The organism is Nostoc sp. (assembly GCF_036917515.1).
Taxonomy (GTDB): Bacteria; Cyanobacteriota; Cyanobacteriia; order Cyanobacteriales; family Nostocaceae; genus Nostoc.
Genome location: NZ_JBALDE010000152.1, coordinates 13,446 through 31,382, shown reverse-complemented (window position 1 = coordinate 31,382; position 17,937 = coordinate 13,446). Strand labels below are relative to the sequence as shown.

At 40.2% G+C, this 17,937-nt stretch carries 14 protein-coding genes; all 14 read left to right on the top strand.

The window, feature by feature from the left end:
* Positions 1-81 precede the first annotated feature (81 nt).
* The 14 genes from V7K89_RS19620 to V7K89_RS19555 all read left to right on the top strand — a co-directional run bounded on the left by V7K89_RS19620 (position 82) and on the right by V7K89_RS19555 (position 17,469).
* Positions 82-756, top strand: coding sequence for a vWA domain-containing protein (locus V7K89_RS19620; RefSeq protein WP_335189981.1), 675 nt, complete (start codon positions 82-84; stop codon positions 754-756).
* Between the two features lie 52 nt (positions 757-808).
* Positions 809-1,591 carry a PP2C family serine/threonine-protein phosphatase gene (locus V7K89_RS19615; RefSeq protein WP_335189979.1) on the top strand — a complete coding sequence of 261 codons (783 nt, stop codon included), beginning with the start codon at positions 809-811 and terminating at the stop codon, positions 1,589-1,591.
* Between the two features lie 58 nt (positions 1,592-1,649).
* Positions 1,650-3,818, top strand: a complete 2,169-nt coding sequence (locus V7K89_RS19610) for a tetratricopeptide repeat protein (RefSeq protein ID WP_335189977.1) — start codon at positions 1,650-1,652, stop codon at positions 3,816-3,818.
* A 328-nt stretch (positions 3,819-4,146) separates the two neighbouring features.
* Positions 4,147-4,920 carry a glucose-1-phosphate cytidylyltransferase gene (gene rfbF / locus V7K89_RS19605; protein ID WP_335189975.1) on the top strand — a complete coding sequence of 258 codons (774 nt, stop codon included), beginning with the start codon at positions 4,147-4,149 and terminating at the stop codon, positions 4,918-4,920.
* 120 nt (positions 4,921-5,040) lie between these two features.
* A complete protein-coding gene (lhgO, locus tag V7K89_RS19600; protein ID WP_335189973.1) occupies positions 5,041-6,255 on the top strand; it encodes an L-2-hydroxyglutarate oxidase in 1,215 nt (404 codons plus the stop codon).
* Positions 6,256-6,671: 416 nt separating this feature from the next.
* Positions 6,672-7,700 (top strand): NAD-dependent epimerase/dehydratase family protein, encoded by a 1,029-nt coding sequence (locus tag V7K89_RS19595; RefSeq protein ID WP_335189971.1) that lies wholly within the window; start codon positions 6,672-6,674, stop codon positions 7,698-7,700.
* Between the two features lie 97 nt (positions 7,701-7,797).
* Positions 7,798-8,757, top strand: a complete 960-nt coding sequence (locus tag V7K89_RS19590; protein ID WP_335189969.1) for a glycosyltransferase family 2 protein — start codon at positions 7,798-7,800, stop codon at positions 8,755-8,757.
* A 38-nt stretch (positions 8,758-8,795) separates the two neighbouring features.
* Positions 8,796-9,803: a glycosyltransferase family 2 protein gene (locus tag V7K89_RS19585; RefSeq protein ID WP_335189967.1), complete on the top strand. Its 1,008-nt coding sequence runs from the start codon at positions 8,796-8,798 to the stop codon at positions 9,801-9,803.
* 50 nt (positions 9,804-9,853) lie between these two features.
* On the top strand, positions 9,854-10,696 hold the full coding sequence (locus V7K89_RS19580; protein WP_335190061.1) for a phytanoyl-CoA dioxygenase: 843 nt from the start codon (positions 9,854-9,856) through the stop codon (positions 10,694-10,696).
* Between the two features lie 21 nt (positions 10,697-10,717).
* Positions 10,718-11,563 (top strand): phytanoyl-CoA dioxygenase, encoded by an 846-nt coding sequence (locus tag V7K89_RS19575; RefSeq protein WP_335189963.1) that lies wholly within the window; start codon positions 10,718-10,720, stop codon positions 11,561-11,563.
* Between the two features lie 110 nt (positions 11,564-11,673).
* Positions 11,674-12,231 (top strand): dTDP-4-dehydrorhamnose 3,5-epimerase, encoded by a 558-nt coding sequence (gene rfbC / locus V7K89_RS19570; protein ID WP_335189961.1) that lies wholly within the window; start codon positions 11,674-11,676, stop codon positions 12,229-12,231.
* Positions 12,232-12,530: 299 nt separating this feature from the next.
* Entirely contained in the window at positions 12,531-13,844 is a 1,314-nt protein-coding gene (locus V7K89_RS19565) for an NAD(P)H-dependent oxidoreductase (protein WP_335189959.1), read from the top strand.
* Positions 13,845-14,031: 187 nt separating this feature from the next.
* Entirely contained in the window at positions 14,032-15,132 is a 1,101-nt protein-coding gene (locus V7K89_RS19560) for a glycosyltransferase (RefSeq protein WP_335189957.1), read from the top strand.
* Between the two features lie 108 nt (positions 15,133-15,240).
* A complete protein-coding gene (locus V7K89_RS19555; RefSeq protein WP_335189955.1) occupies positions 15,241-17,469 on the top strand; it encodes a GumC family protein in 2,229 nt (742 codons plus the stop codon).
* Positions 17,470-17,937 lie beyond the last annotated feature (468 nt).

Below are 17,937 nucleotides of genomic sequence, written 5' to 3'. Positions count from 1 at the left end.
TGTAGTCGCCTCAGCGATTGTAATTATATACTTTGAGCAAAGGAAAATAAAGCTTTGGACTTTAACATAACACAAAAAGTTATGCATGATACATTAAGACTTGATGAAGTAGTAGAATTTGCTGAGAATCCAGAACCACGTTGTCCTTGTGTACTTTTATTAGACACATCTGGCTCGATGCAAGGAGAGCCGATTGAGGCTTTAAATCAAGGTTTACTAAGCTTAAAGGATGAATTGGTCAAAAATTCCTTAGCCGCCAGACGGGTGGAAGTGGCGATCGTCACTTTTGATAGTAATATCAATGTAGTACAAGACTTTGTAACTGCTGATCAATTCAATCCGCCTATTTTGACAGCGCAGGGCTTGACTACAATGGGTGCGGGAATTCATAAAGCTTTGGACATAATTCAAGAACGGAAATCTCAGTATCGTGCCAACGGGATTGCTTACTATCGTCCTTGGGTATTTATGATTACCGATGGAGAACCACAAGGTGAGTTAGAGCAAGTGGTAGAGCAAGCATCCCATCGCCTACAGGGAGACGAGGCAAACAAGCGGGTAGCATTCTTTACAGTTGGAGTAGAAAATGCGAATATGACGCGTTTAAATCAAATAACTGTACGTACTCCCTTAAAGCTTAAAGGATTAAACTTTATCGAAATGTTTGTCTGGCTGTCAACTAGTATGTCAGCCGTTTCTCATTCACAAATAGACGAACAGGTAGCACTACCGCCGATTGGTTGGGGGACTGTTTAATTAAAAATTGCAGCTTGATGTTTATACAGCTAGCTGCTAGAAAAAAAAATTTATGAATATATCAAAACAGATTGCTCAATGGCGGATCGTGGCTGCGTCTGTATGTGGTACAAGTCACTTAAAAAACAATCAATTATGTCAGGATGCTCATCACTGGCAGATATTGTCAGATAATGTTTTAGTGGCGGCCGCAGCAGATGGCGCAGGTTCTGCTAGCCTTGGGAAAGTAGGAGCGATGGTTGCTGTAGAGACAGCAATAGAAAACATTTCTACCAAAGGGCTGACCCGAAAAAGTTTGACTGATGATATTTTGGTGCGATCGCTCTTAAATGATGCCATATTCGCCGCCAAAAAAGCTGTGGAGGATGAAGCGGCTACTTGTGACAAACAGCTTCAAGATTTAGCAACTACCTTAATTATGCTGGTTGCCACACCAGAAGTTGTAGCTGTAGTTCAGATAGGTGATGGTTTGGCAGTGGCAAAAGATCGTATGGGCAACCTGTTGGCACTGACGATGCCTGACAGCGGTGAATACATCAACGAAACCACTTTTTTAACTTCGCCCAATGCCTTAGATACAGCACAAATGAGACTATGGCGCACAGACATAGTAAACGTTGGTATTATCACTGACGGATTACAAATGCTGGCTTTAAATATGGTTGTTGGCGAACCTCATAAACCATTCTTTTTTCCGCTATTTGAATTTGTCGCCAATACCGAGGATAAGACAGAAGCGAAGGAACAATTAGTAAAATTTTTACGCTCAGAGCGGATTACACAACGCACTGATGATGATTTAACACTCATTATAGCTGCATTTAACGACTCATGAGCAATCAATCTACAGGTTTCACATCTTAACAATAACTTCCGTTAACGGTAATTTCATTATGCAGGTACTACGTTGTTCCCCTAGAAAAGAAATCCTCAGTCTCAATGTCAGTTTGGGTCGTGGCGGTGAAGCTTGTGTTTATGCAGTGCCATCCGATAACGACTTGGTGGCGAAGATTTACCACAAGCCAACCACTGCCCATGCAGAGAAACTCCAAGCGATGCTTGCTAACCCACCAGAAAACCCGACGGCGAGTTTAGGGCATATCTCTATCGCTTGGCCAGAGGATTTATTGCGGGCGGCAGATGGCAAAAATATCATCTTGGGCTTTTTGATGCCACGTATTCAGGGGATGCGTCCAATCATCGACTTTTACAACCCCAGAACCCGTCGGCAACACTGCCCTTTATTCAACTATCAGTACCTGCTCCGCACAGCTCGTAACCTGGCGGCGGCTTTTGCCGCTTTGCACACTAGTGGATATTGCATTGGTGATGTGAACGAGTCTAATATCCTTGTCAGTGATACAGCACTGGTGACTTTGATAGACACAGACTCTTTCCAAGTAACCGACCCCAACAACAATGTTGTTTATCGCTGTCCAGTAGGTAAACCAGAGTTTACTCCACCAGAATTACAGAATAAAACTTTTGCCCAGCACGATCGCCAAATCTCTCACGATTTATTTGGGTTAGCGGTGCTAGTATTTCAACTTTTAATGGAAGGCACCCACCCATTTTCGGGAATTTTTCAAGGTGCGATTGAGCCACCACCTTACGAAGCACGCATTGCATCGGGTCATTTCACTTACAGCCAAAAGCGTTATGTACCCTACCTGCCGACACCCATTGCTCCCCCTTGGGAAATTCTTCATCCCAGCTTACAGGAACTATTTGTCCGTTGTTTTGAAGAGGGTCACAATAATCCCCAACTGCGCCCCAGTGCTCAAACTTGGCTCTCAGCACTGGCTGAAGCCGAAGATTCCCTGATTACCTGCACAACAAATCCCCAGCATCGCTACAACAACCACATGCGTAGCTGTCCGTGGTGCGAACGTACCGTGCGATTAGGCGGACGCGACCCCTTTCCATCACATCGGGCTATAGAAGCTAGAGAACATCTCCAACCACGAATCAAAGCGAAAAAGCGCTACACTCAGACACCGCATTTTCCCCAGCGAGCCATGTCACCGCAGCAGCTAGCTAATTACTGGCAGCCAATAATGACTCCCAGCGGTTCATATAAACCTTCCAAAAAGTCAAAGTTGTACCCGATTATTTGTTGTTTGCTGGGTTTTGGTTTATTGGGATATGCAGACGTAATGATTAAATTTACTCAGCCGTTGGTTTCCCAAAATGCTTATACCCAACAAACAATCAAGTCTTCCCAGCCAAATAATAAACTTAGCTTCGCTGATTTTTATCAGCAAGGTTATATTGCTTATAAAGAGCGAGACTACGAGAAAGCAATTGTCAACTTTAGCCAAGCAATTGAACAAGAACCGACACATGCTAGAGCAATTGTAAATCGTGGTAATGCCCGCTATAACCTCAAAGACTACGAAGGAGCAGTTACAGATTATAGCCAAGCTCTGAAAATTAATCCCAATCAAATCAAAGCTTTGGTAAATCGGGGCAATGCCCGCTATATGCTCGCCGAATATAGCAACGATCCTGATAAAGAATATAATCTAGCGATCGCTGATTATAATCGAGCCATTGGTCTGGATAATAATGAAATTGAAGCTTATGTCAGACGGGGGATTGTCCGCGCTCAAATGGCTAAATATAGCGGTGAATCTCAACAAACTTACAAAAAAGCGATCGCCGATTTTACTCAAGCAATAAAACGTAATGTCTTTAAAGCCGAAGCTTACTTCCAGCGGGGTGTTGTTTATTATCAAATTGCTCAATATAGCAGCAATTATCAGCAAGAATATAATCAAGCGATCGCTGACTTTAACCAAGCATTAACTATAAGTCCTAAACTAGCAAAAGCATATCTCAAACGAGGTATGGTTCGCTATGAACTGGCACAATATGGCGGTAGTGAAGCTAACAAAAACCAGGCAAAAGCTGTCGAAGATATACAGGCATCTGCTAAAATATTTCTTGAACAAGATGACATGGATAATTATCAGCAAGCACTTAGCAATATGTGCGTAGTTGTAGAAAACAAATGTGACCCTTTATTCCAAGGTTCGAGTAATCTGGAAAAAACTAACTAGAAATGAGTAAGCTTTGTTACTAGCAAATTATTGGTTTTGATTGAAAAAATCAAGCCTGACTAGGGTTAGCGCCAGCTAATCCTAGTTATTTTATAAGTGATATTTTTTTATTTTATTGAGTAATTTATTTATGTATTTATAAATATTCATAGAGCTTTTATATAGAAAAGATTTTAATTTATCTTACCTTTATAATTTCATCGTAAATTACAGTTAAATTATTGACGGAGAAACAAAAATCAGAAATACATTTTCTCCCTTTAAGTGCATCCTCTTCATCTCGAAAAAGTCAAGTAATCATATCCCTACAAATCTTCGAGGTAATTGCATGAAAGCGGTGATTTTGGCTGGAGGTCTTGGTACACGCCTCAGTGAAGAAACCAGTATTAGACCTAAGCCGATGGTTGAGATTGGTGGTAAGCCAATTCTCTGGCACATAATGAAAACATACTCTGCCCACGGCATTAATGACTTCATCATTTGTTGCGGTTACAAAGGTTACATCATTAAAGAGTATTTTGCTAACTACTTCTTACACATGTCAGATGTTACCTTTGACATGCGCTTTAACCAGATGAACGTGCATTCTGGTTATGCAGAACCCTGGCGTGTCACCTTAGTAAATACGGGTGATAATACAATGACAGGCGGACGCTTAAAGCGAATCAGTGAACATCTTGGTAACGAGACTTTTTGCTTTACTTATGGTGATGGTGTCAGTAATATTAATATCACCGAACTAATTAAGTTTCACAAAGAACAAAATAGCTTAGGAACACTTACCGCTGTTCAACCAGCCGGACGTTTTGGTGCTATTTCTTTAGGATATGAGCAAACAAAAATTACCAGCTTTCGGGAAAAACCGGAAGGTGATGGAGCTTGGATTAATGGTGGCTATTTTGTGTTAGAACCAGAAGTAATCAACTTAATTGCTGATGACTCTACGGTATGGGAGCAAGAGCCATTAGAAAAGCTAGCTGATATGGAACAGCTATCTGCTTTTAAACATCATGGATTTTGGCAACCGATGGATACTTTACGTGATAAAAACTATCTAGAAGGGCTGTGGAAAAACAATCAGGCTCCTTGGAAGGTATGGTAGCCGCTAGGCGGAAGTCAAAAGTCAAAAGTATAATATGGTATGTTGGCTTCTGTCTTAATGTACTAGATTGTAACTCCAAAAAACACTTATTTACTCTGGCTCTTAGCTACAATAATACTAATGTATGATTTTGCGATTATAGGTGGGGGAATAGTTGGACTCTCGACAGCATTGGCTTTAGGAAAACGCTATGCCAATGCCCGGATTTTAGTACTAGAAAAAGAGAGCCAATGGGCATTTCACCAAACTGGCAATAATAGCGGGGTAATTCATTCTGGTATTTACTACAAGCCAGGGAGTTTCAAAGCTAAATTTTGTCGTAATGGTTCTCGTTCGATGGTAGAATTTTGCCAAGAGCATGGAATTGACCATGAAGTTTGTGGTAAGGTAATTGTTGCAACTGAAAAACAAGAACTACCACGCTTAGAAAATCTCTACCAACGCGGCTTAGACAATGGCATAGAAGTCCAGAGAATTAGCCCCGAGGAAGTTAAGGAAATTGAACCTCACGTCAGATGTGTAGGTGGAATTCGGGTATCCTCAACTGGTATTGTTAATTACAAGCAAGTTTGTTTGAAATATGCCCAGCTTATTCAACAGCAGGGTGGAGATTTGCACCTCAATACAAAAGTCCTGAAAATATCTCCAAGTGGTAAAAATCAGGTACTGCAAACAAACAAAGGTAACTTTGAAACCCGCTTTGTAATTAATTGTACTGGATTGCATAGCGATCGCACCGCCAAACTAGGTCAAGTTGAACCCCAAACCAAAATTGTCCCATTCCGGGGAGAATACTACGAACTTACCCCAGAAAAACGCTATCTGGTCAAGACACTAATCTACCCAGTTCCCAATCCAGATTTCCCCTTTTTGGGTGTCCACTTTACCCGGATGATTGATGGTAGCGTCCATGCAGGGCCAAACGCGGTTCTATCCCTCAAACGCGAAGGTTATAAAAAAACCGACTTTGACTTACGAGATTTTCTGGAAGTCATCACCTATCCCGGTTTCTGGAAGTTAGCAGCTAAACACGCTGATGAAGGCATCCAAGAAATCATTCGTTCTTTTAGCAAAGCAGCCTTCACCAGAAGTTTACAAAAACTAATTCCGGAAGTGCAAGCAGAAGACTTAGTTCCCACCCATGCAGGAGTCCGTGCTCAAGCCTTGATGAACGATGGCAAGCTTGTAGACGACTTTTTGATTGTTTCCGGTCAAAACTCCATTCATGTTTGCAATGCTCCTTCTCCTGCTGCCACATCTTCTCTAGAAATCGGCAAAGCACTTGTGGCAGAAATTCCCCAACTTTCGCATCTAGAGAGTGTAGTAATTGCATAGATAGCATCGTTGTTATTTCCGGGACAGCTGAATTAAGGGATGAATCTTGTATAGTGGGCATCTTTGTCTGCCTGAAAATATAAGGGACAGGTAAGACACCCATCCCACCAGAAAAAAGCGCTATAGAGTGCTGCTACCCAATAAGTAAACCTACAAAGGTTTTAGTAACTACATAATGACTGTTAGCCAAGTCATATATAGCAAAGTGCTGTTAGCGTCAGCGGGGCGTGTAGCCCGTGCTGAGTAAAAACCCAGTTTTGTCAAGGTTTTGAGCGCTCAACACTGTCCTAACCTAACCTATGTGACTACAGCTATACAGCGCTTCCCTTCTAGATGCAACACATAGGGCGTACATCTATGCGTCCAGTTAAACGAAGAATTCAACTCATTAATACAATACAAAGGAATTAACCACAATGAAAATATTAGTAACTGGAACAGAAGGTTATCTAGGTTCATTATTACCGCCTCTGTTAATCGAACGAGGACATGAAGTTATTGGTCTAGATACTGGTTTCTATAAAGTTGGTTGGCTGTACAACTCTAGTGGAGTGACACCCAAAACCCTTAACAAAGATATCCGCAACATCACACCTGATGATTTAGAAGGTATTGAAGCCATAGTTCACATGGCAGAACTCTCCAACGATCCAGCCGGACAATTGGCACCCAATATTACCTATGAAATTAATCATGTAGGTTCAGTTCGTCTGGCTAGTCTGGCTAAGGCTATGAATGTGCGTCGCTTTGTATATATGTCTTCATGCAGTGTCTACGGTGTTGCTACCGCAGGTGATGTCACAGAAGAATCCCCAGTTAATCCTCAAACAGCTTACGCAGAATGTAAAACTCTCGTAGAAAGAGATATCGCACCACTTGCTGACGATGACTTCTCTCCCACCTTCATGCGGAATGCAACAGCCTTTGGTGCTTCTCCTAGAATGCGCTTTGATATTGTTTTAAACAACTTAGCAGGGTTAGCATGGACTAGCAAAGAAATCAAAATGATTAGTGATGGCACACCTTGGCGGCCATTAGTCCATGCATTGGATATTTGCAAAGCAATAATTTGCACCTTAGAAGCACCACGAGACATTGTACATAACCAAATCTTCAACGTGGGAGATACAGCAAATAACTATCGCGTTAAAGAAATCGCAGAAATTATTGCTGATGTTTTCCCAGATTGTAAATTATCCTTTGGTGACAACGGCGCAGATAACCGTAGCTATCGCGTATCTTTCGAGAAAATTAACACAATCCTACCCGGATTTAAATGTGATTGGAATGCCCGACTTGGTGCCCAGCAGCTATTTGATTTATTCAGTCAAATACACATGGCTGAAGATACTTTCTTGTTTAGAGGATTTACTCGCTTAAAACAGCTAGAGTATCTAATTCGGACAGAGCAAATTGACAAAGATTTCTTCTGGAATAAAAAGTAGCCAACTCCTTTAATAGTAACAGACAAATAATCTAAGCTTCCGAATCAGATACTGTTGATTCGGGCTTATTCCATCCATGAAATTATTTGCACACTATATGAATAAATTACTGACTATCGCAATTCCTACATTCAATCGTGCCCATATTTTAGATAAACAACTTACTTGGTTAGCAAAATCTATTAAAGGGTTTGAGTCTGAGTGTGAAATTTTTATTTCTGATAATTGTTCTACAGATAATACCCAAGAAGTTATTAAAAAATGGCAGCTAATTCTTAGTAATGTCATATTTATATCAAATAAAAATAGTGAAAATATCGGGGTTATGGCTAATATTGCTTGTTGTTTAAAAAACCCAACTAGTAAATATATTTGGACAATTGGTGATGACGATCCAATTCAAGAGCAAACCTTAGATTATGTATTAAAAACACTAAAACTATATTCAAATTCAGATTTATCACTAATGTTTTTAAACTTCTCTGGTCGTCAAAAACAAACAGGTCAACTTGTCATAGAACGCTGGTTGAATAGTGATAACGACGAACTAAAAGTTGATGGTAAAACTGTATTTAAAAGTTACCTGAATGAAAATTTTGGTGGTGTACTTTTTATATCAGCAGCAATTTATCGCACAGATTTAATACAACGCGCTTTACAAAAATGGCCGTCTGCTACTAATAATTGGGCGTCTCAAGCATATTGGACTGCATTTTGTGCTGCTCATGGAAGTGTCATCGTCACTAAAGACACTTATTTAGAATGTACTATGGGCGCTAGTCTTTTGGATCTTGACCCAACATGGAACTTTAGAATGCGATATGCATACATACCTGAAGTTTATATCAAACTACTACAAATAGGATATCCTCATAAATTTTGTCAGGAAATGATTTGGCAGAATTTCCATCAAAAAACTGGCTTGAAAATCTTATTAGGTGCTTTAAAACGTTGGCCTTTCTTAACAATCAAGATATTTATTCCTTACCTACGTTTGTTAAGTATATCAGCTTGGGCAATTCTTTTTCCACCCAAACAGCTAGAGACTAGCCTGTGACTATTTATATATCAATTTCTTAACTACTATTTATTACCATGCAGAAATTACTGACCATTGCTATACCAACTTATAATCGGGCTGAATTACTGGATAAACAGTTAGCATGGCTAGCTCAAGCTATCAAAGGTTTTGAAGATAATTGTGAAATTTTAGTTTCTGATAATTGTTCAACAGATAATACACAGGATGTAATCAAAAAATGGCAAATGATACTTAGCAATATACCATTTCAATCAAATAAAAATCTTCAAAATTTAGGCGTTGTCAAAAATATTATGTACTGCCTAAATTCGACAAAAACAAAATATGTTTGGACAATTGGTGACGATGATCCAATTCAAGATAGAGCCATTGCTTATGTAATTAGCAAACTTAAGCAATACGAAGATTTATCACTATTGTTTCTCAACTTTTCCGGTCGAAACCAAATTACTGGTGAACCAGTTCATCCACCAACAATTGTTGGTAATCGCTGGTTTGATATAGATAATGAAGATGGTGATGGTGATGGTAAAGCTATATTTGAGCATTGTTTCTCAAAAAGTGTCGGTGCAGTTATTTTTCTGACTGCTACAATCTACCGTACTGATTTAGTGAAATGCGCTCTCCAAAATTGGCAAGATGCTGAGAATAATTGGATATCTTTAGCATATTTAGCTGGGTATTGTGCTTCTAATGGTCGTGTAATTGTCACGAAAGAGACTTATTTAGAATGTGTTGTGGGTGTGAGTTATTGGCAAAAAGAACCAAAATCTGCACTGTTAATGCAATACAAACACATACCCGAAGTAATTTTGAAATTGGAGCAGAGCGGATATTCTAAGCAGTTTTGTCGGCGGATGCTTTTGCAAAACGGTAAAGAAGTCAACTTGAAAGTTTTCTTAGGTGCTTTAAGAAGATGGCCTATGTCTGCTATTAAGACAGTAGTCCCATTTTTAGCTTTAGTCAGTTTATGTGCTTTTGATGTGATGGTTTCTAAAGATTTTAGTTTAGCAGAATCAAGTGAAATATCTACTCCAGAAATGCAAAGCTATAAGCCATAAGCTACTAAATTACAGAACAATTGACATTAAAACTAGAAAGTATTTACTACATGTTTAGTGTAATTAAACGTAAAATATCTACGCTGTCTACTGAGTTTCAATATTATATAGCTCGCTGGAAGCATAGCAGAAATCTGCCAGTATTGGAAGGGTGCGATCGCCATATCCTAAAGGCTCTCAAAAAAGAGGGTGTTTGTGTCACAACACTAGCAGATTTAGGCTTCAACTCTAGTGCTGAACTGCTCAAAGCTGCTTACCAGCAATTATCTCAGATGGAAAATCCTAAAAACGACCATCTAGATGAAAAGTTACCACAAATTTACACAGTTACAGGTTTACCAGAATTTTATGCCTGGGCAATGGAGAAAAGACTTCTCAATCTGATCGAAAACTATATTGGTCTTCCGATTGCTTTTCATGGTGTACATTTACGTAAAGATTTTCCTAGCAAACATCAGTTTGGCACACTACTATGGCATAGCGATTCCGAAGACCGTCGCATTATCAAAATCTTTATTTACTTAAATGATGTAAAAGAAAAAAATGGGCCTTTTGAATATATTCCTCGCTCTTTAACTTCCTTATTAAGTTGGAATTATTTTTGGCTTTACTACAAACTTTGGAAGTCAGGTTATAGGGGCATTGATGATGAAGAAGTGAAAGCAGTCATCCCCAAATCAGCTTGGAAATCCTGTCTAGGCCCAGCAGGTACAGTCTTGATTGTAGATACGAAAAATACTTTGCATCACGGCATAGTCCGCACAGAAGAACGCTCAACACTATTCTTTTGTTACACCGCCAACCCTCCGGAAAGACCAGAACTTTGTACACAATACTGGGATGATACTTATCCCAGAGCAGAGTTAAGGCAACAAATAGAAAATAGCCGATAGTGTATTAAAGGTAGTCATGCCATGCTGCTCAAGATTAAACGCAAAATATCTTCGCTGGGATCTGAGTTAGTTTACAGATTAGCACTTTTGAAACACGCTGCTAATTTGCCTGCACTAGAAGAAAGCGATCGCCAAATTCTTGATAATCTTAAATGTGATGGTATTCATATCACTACACTTACTGAATTAGGATTCGATTCAACATCAGAATTGCTTAAGGCAGCTTATAGTTATTTGTCCCAAATGACATCTGTCAATAACGACTATTTCAATGAAAAATTTCCCCAAATTTATACAGTTACATATCTACCTGAATTTGCTACTTGGGGAAGCGAAAAAAGGCTTTTAAACATCATTGAAAACTACATTGGTCTGCCGATCATTTTTCATGGTGTACATCTCCGCAAAGATTTCCCTAATAAAAATCAGTTTGGTACACAACTATGGCACAAAGATGCAGAAGACCGCCGCATGATCAAAATCATTATTTACTTAAATGATGTGGAAGAAAAGCACGGCCCTTTTGAATATATTCCAGCTTCTTTAACCTCTTTGTTGAGATTAAACTATTACCGTACTTACTACAAGCTTTGGCAATCTGGTCATTTAGGTATCACAGATGAAGAACTAAATGAAATTATCCCGAAACAGGCTTGGAAAGCTTGTATGGGTTTGGCAGGAACAGTCATCATTGTAGATCCCAAAAAAGCCATACATCACGGTACATTTCGCACAGAAGATAGGTTAACACTATTCTCTTGCTACACTTCTACTTCTCCAGAACGTCCAGAAGTTTGTACTCAATATCGAGACAATACTTTTCCCCAACCAAAGTTAGCACCATACAGTTCAGTCGAAGCAAGCTAATTGTTAATCTAAAAACCTGCTCAAGACTTTTTTTGATGAGGTTTGTAACAAGTTTTTTTAAACTTGCCAAGTTTTGTTGTCCTTAATATTCCTCTCAAGGTTATTCATTCATGATCTTCACTCAAACTGCACTCAAAGACGCATTCATCATTGATTTAGAAGAAAAGCCAGATCGCCGTGGTTTTTTCGCTCGGTCTTTCTGCGCTCAAGAATTTGCAGCACACGGGTTAAAGCCAACAGTTGCCCAATGTAACCTATCTTTTAATTACAAAAAAGGCACTATCCGGGGAATGCACTATCAAATTCTGCCAGCAGCAGAAACAAAATTAATTCGCTGTACTAAAGGTGCAATCTACGACGTAATTATCGATATGCGTCCCGAATCTCCTAGCTTTTTATCACACATTGGTGTAGAGCTAACCCCAGAAAATCGCCGCGCTTTGTATGTTCCAGAAATGTTTGCTCATGGCTATCAAGCACTCACCGATGAGACTGAAGTTATATATCAAGTGGGTGAATTTTACACTCCAGGATATGAAAGAGGTTTACGCTATGATGACCCATTCTTTAACATTGATTGGCCTCTAGATGTAACTGAAATCTCCGAGAAAGATTTAAATTGGCCTTTGTTGAGAATGATGACTGTTGGCGGTACAGCTTCCAGATAACTATAGACTATTTCTTTGTGCCAGGTGTTTTATGTACAACACACTGGCTCCTCTGCATGAGCAAATCATACCAAAGAAAAGTTTTCCCAAGCTTACAGAAATGCTGTGGAGCAAATTATTAAAAATCACAGTCAAAAAAAAACAGACTACTATAACATCTAGCAAACAAGTAGTTAGTAGCTATCAGTAATGATAATTTCCATGAAAATGTACTTAAGATTTAGCTGTAACGAATTATTAAGTACAAAATTATCGAGAATTTGTAACACAACAAACAGTTCCAAAAAGGAGTTTAGTTCATGATTATTATCGATCGCGCCTTACAAGCCCGTGCAGCAGCAGGAAATCCTATCAAGGTGGGAATGATTGGTGCTGGTTTTATGGGTCGAGGAATTACCAACCAAATTGTCAATTCAGTGCCAGGAATGGAGTTAGTTGCTATCTCTAATCGTCAGATTGGTGCAGCTAAACAAGCTTATTCGGAAGCAGGAATTGAAGATATTCAAGTTGTTGCAACTGTCAGCAAATTAGAAGATGCGATCGCTAACGGTAAGTATGCAGTCACAGAAGACGCTAAGTTACTGTGTCGGGCTGAAGGCATCGATGCATTAATCGAAGTCACAGGTGCAGTGGAATTTGGCGCTGAGATCGTGATGGAAGCGATCGCCCACCGCAAACATGTGATTATGATGAATACCGAACTTGATGGCACCATTGGCCCCATCCTGAAAGTGTATGCCGACAAAGCAGGCGTGATTCTCAGCGCTTGTGATGGCGATCAGCCAGGGGTGCAAATGAACCTTTATCGCTTTGTAAAAAGCATTGGTTTAACTCCCTTATTGTGCGGTAACATTAAAGGACTCCAGGACCCCTATCGCAATCCCACCACCCAGGAAGGATTTGCTAAACGTTGGGGTCAAAAGCCCCACATGGTGACTAGCTTCGCCGACGGAAGCAAAATTTCCTTCGAGCAAGCGATCGTTGCCAATGCCACAGGCATGAAAGTCGCCAAACGGGGAATGTTGGGATATGACTTTAGCGGTCATGTCGATGAAATGACCCAGTTATATGATGTTGAACAACTTAAAGAACTGGGCGGTATTGTCGATTATGTAGTTGGAGCAAAACCAGGCCCAGGCGTATATGTATTTGCCACTCACGACGACCCCAAGCAACGCCACTATCTCAACTTATACAAATTAGGCGAAGGCCCACTTTACAGCTTCTATACTCCTTATCACCTCTGTCATTTTGAAGTTCCCTTGTCCGTAGCGCGTGCTGTTTTATTTGGTGATGCTGTGATGTCTCCACTAGCAGGCCCGCTAGTAGATGTTGTCACCACCGCCAAAATCGACCTGAAAGCAGGAGAAACCTTAGATGGCATCGGCTACTACATGACCTACGGACAATGTGAAAATTCCGATATCGTCCAACAGCAAAATCTTCTACCAATGGGTTTAGCTGAAGGGTGCCGCCTCAAACGAGATATTTCTAAAGATCGAGTCCTCACTTATGAGGATGTAGAATTACCTGAAGGCAGACTCTGCGATCAACTACGAACTGAGCAAAACACCTATTTCGCTCCAGAAAAAATCTTAGTAGCAGTTGGATAATATCGGTTCTAAAAATATTTGCCACAAATGAATTAGCTGTAGGGCGTACAGCTGTACGCTCCTATATATTTGTCGCCAGAATGTCATCAAGAGGATAAAAAGCTATACTGCGGGACACTAAAGTTGTTGATAGTAACTTGCTGGGAAGCGTTTCCACAAACTCGATCGAAACTTTAGGTCAAATTTCATGAAAATTGCTCTCGTCCATGATTATTTAACCCAGCGAGGTGGGGCAGAGCGTGTGTTTGAACTGCTTTGTAAGCGCTATCCTGAAGCAGACATTTTCACATCTTTGTACGATCCCCAAAAAACGATCGATTTAGGCGATCGCATAGTTAATACAACCTTCTTACAAAAGATTCCTGGTGGAGCAAAATATTTCAGGTCAATGGCTCCTTTATATTTCCCTGCCTTTCGTGCCTTGGATCTGCAAGACTATGATTTAATTATTAGTAGTAGCACCAGCTTTGCCAAAGCAGTGCGAAAAAATCCCAATGCCCACCATATTTGTTTTTGCCATAACGTCACCCGTTTCTTATGGGATACAGCAACTTATTTAAGAGAGTACGGAGACTATAGATATTTTGCTCCTTTAATCGAACAAGTATTTCAAGTAATGAGAAAGGTAGATTTGAAATATGCACAGGAGCCTGACCTTTACATAGCTAATTCCAGTGTTGTTGCCCGCCGGATTGAAAAGACTTATGGCAAAAAGGCAATGATGGTGAACTATCCAATTGATACTAGTAAATTTGTTTTTTCCGATATAAAAGATGAATATTATCTGGCCTCTGCCCGGATGATCAGTTATAAGCGACTTGATATAATAGTCGAAGCTTTTAATTGGTTAGGGTGGCGGCTATTAATATCTGGTGACGGGCCAGAACTAGCACGGTTAAAATCCAAAGCATTACAAAATATTGTGTTCTTGGGACACGTAAGTGATAGAACCCGCAAAGACTTGTTTTCCAAAGCCAAGTCTATTATTGTCGCAGCCCTAGAAGATTATGGATTAGTTCCAGTTGAGGCTAATGCTAGCGGTACACCAGTCATCGCTTATGGAGCAGGTGGAGTATTAGATACTCAAATTCCAGGTGAAACAGGAGTCTTTTTCAAAAGACAAACACCCGAATCTTTACAAGTTGCCTTACTAGAAGCCAATGGCATTTCTTGGAATTACGATCGCATCCGCAATCATGCTGTAGCAAACTTTTCAGAGAATGCATTCTTTAGCAAGGTTGAGCAAATTATCAATCAAGCTTGTGGCGTGCATCAATTATTCATTTGATTTCTGAATCTCTTTCCACTATCAGATTACCTATTTGGCAGTTCGTAAAACAAATAGGTATTCTTCGGAGAATCTCTTAGCGTAAATCTTGAAGACAAGGATATCAAAGTGGTTCAAACTAGTCTAAATCCTCATCTAGCTCCAGCTTCTGAAAGTGAACCAAGTTACGGGCAAATGTTTGCTGTATTTGTGCGGAGATTTCCTTGGTTCTTAGCAGTATTAATTAGTTCTCTTGTTATTTCCAGCATCGTAACTGTAAAAACAAAACCTACTTATAAAAGTTCTATGCAACTGCTAGTAGAACCTAACTATCAAGGTAAGACAGAAGGTGGTGCGGGGGTAGACAATCAGTTTACTGACTCTAATGTGGTCATAGATACTGCCACCCAGCTTAACTTGATGCAAAGTTCGGGACTAATTCAAAAAGCAGTTGATAAACTTCAGTCTAGTTATCCAGATATAACTTCAGCTGAAATTAAAGCTTCTTTGGTCTTAACTCAAATCAGGAGCAAAGAAGATAATGTCGCTACTAAAATCTTTCAAGTTGAATACACCGCTGGAGATCCTGAAAAGACCCAAAAAGTCCTGGATGCAATTCGACAAGTTTATCTAGAATATAACAAACAACAACAGAGTTCGCGTTTACAAAAAGGTCTGCAAATCATCAGAGAACAGTTAAGTAAAGCCAGTGAAGAAGTAAACGCGGCTGAGACAAATTTACAAAGATTTCGCAGAAATCAGAACTTAATCGATCCAGAATCACAAGCCAAAGCGATTGAAACAGCTTTGAACAATCTTTCCCAAGAAAGACAGACAACCCGTGCTCAGTATGGGGAAGCTTTAGCACGCCAAAAATCTTTAGAAGAACAACTTAACCGTTCTCCTCAAAATGCTCTAGTTGCTTCTCGTTTGAGTCAGTCTACTCGCTATCAAGGCTTACTAAACGAAATCCAAAAAAGCGAATTGGCACTAGCACAGGAACGCTTACGCTTTACAGATCAAACTCCGAGCGTGCAAAAGCTCAAAGAACAGCTTCAGGGGCAGAAGGAATTATTGCAACAAGAGGTAGGAAGAACTTTAGGCGGAAAGTCTGCTAGTGCATTCACTTCTGGAGACTCTCTTCTCGAAAAAGGACAGCTGGGCCAAATCGATCTCAACCTTGCTGGTCAGTTAGTAGAAACGCAGACAACTATAGTTGCTTTAACTGCTCGCGATCAAACTTTGGCTCAGAAAGAAAACGAGCTACGTTTTGAAATCAAACGCTTCCCGCCTCTGTTGGCTTATTACAATCGGATGCTACCGCAGTTGCAATTTAGTCGTGAAAGATTAGAGCAGCTTTTAAGAGCAGAACAGCAATTGCGGCAAGAACTTTCCAAGGGTGGATTTAATTGGGAAGTGGTAGAAGATCCTCAAAAAGGCGAAAAATTAGGCCCCAATCTCCAACAGAATTTGCTGTTAGGTGCTGTGGTTGGCTTAATGTTGGGAGGCATTGCTGCCTTTATTCGCGAATCGGCTGATGATGCAGTTCACACCACTGCTGAGTTAGAGAAGCAAATGGCCATGCCGTTGTTGGGAACAACTCCCAAGTTACCGCCAGCCAAACCCAGAGAATCAATGATCAAGTTGCCTTTTGGCAAGCCAGAAGTTCTCGCTCCTTGGACGATTCAGGTATTGCAATCTCCACCGCGTTGGGAATCGCTGGATCTGATTTACAAAAACATTGAACTTTTAAATACTGTTACTAATTTAAAATCTTTGATGATTACATCGGCTTTAGCCGATGAGGGTAAATCAGCTTTGGCGTTGGGTTTGGCAATGAGTGCTGCTCGTTTACACAAAAGGGTACTGCTGATTGATGCCAACTTACGCGATCCCAGTTTGCACCATCAACTGAATCTTCCTAATGAGCAGGGGCTTTCAACTTTATTGGCGAGTGATACAACTCTACCCAACCAAATTAGTCTTCAATACTCAGGCTCTGCCTACATCGATATTTTGACTGCTGGCCCCAAACCTGCCGACCCAGCTAATCTATTGAGTTCTCCTCGGATGATCCAATTAATGACAGCATTTGAGGAAAATTATGATTTGGTACTTATAGATGCTCCCCCAGTTCTCGGCTTAGTGGATGCCATGCTTACCGCATCATCTTGTCGTAGCGTGGTTATGGTGGCAAGCATTGGTATTGTGACGCGAAGTCAGCTTAATCAAGCGACAGCTATGTTGAGTAAGTTAAATCTAATTGGGGTTGTAGCTAATGGGGTATCAAATAGTAGTAATTACGTACCTAACATCAAACAACAGCAATTAGCTCTACGTCAAGCTGTAGAAAAATAGCTAGTACGGCTAGATGAAAAATCCCCGACTTCCTAGAGAAGTTGGGGATTTTGCGTTTTGCATTTTTTCTCGTTTATAGCCTCTGCTAGAAATGCTGTTAATTGGGCTGCTGCCGCGAGTAAAACAGGCAAAGCCTCAAGGATGGGCATTTCCAGTCTGAAACTGGAAAGGAAGACAATCTGCTAAAAGCTGCTTATAGACTGGCTTTTACCTGAGATTGACAGCAATGATTTGTAAATTGCCTCCACGTTTTGATCAACAAAATTGAATTTTGTTGCTATCGGGAAGAATTCAGTATATTTATGCTATCTTTATAAGTTTTCAGAGAAATCACTGACTCTTTAAAGAATAAATAAAGAAGTTATTTGAGCGATCGCTATTTCTACATAGTCTTATATTCTAGAGATTAAAGCACCTTCATAAAGGCTAGAAGACAAGAGCAGACTGGTTTTTTTAATCTATCAAGAC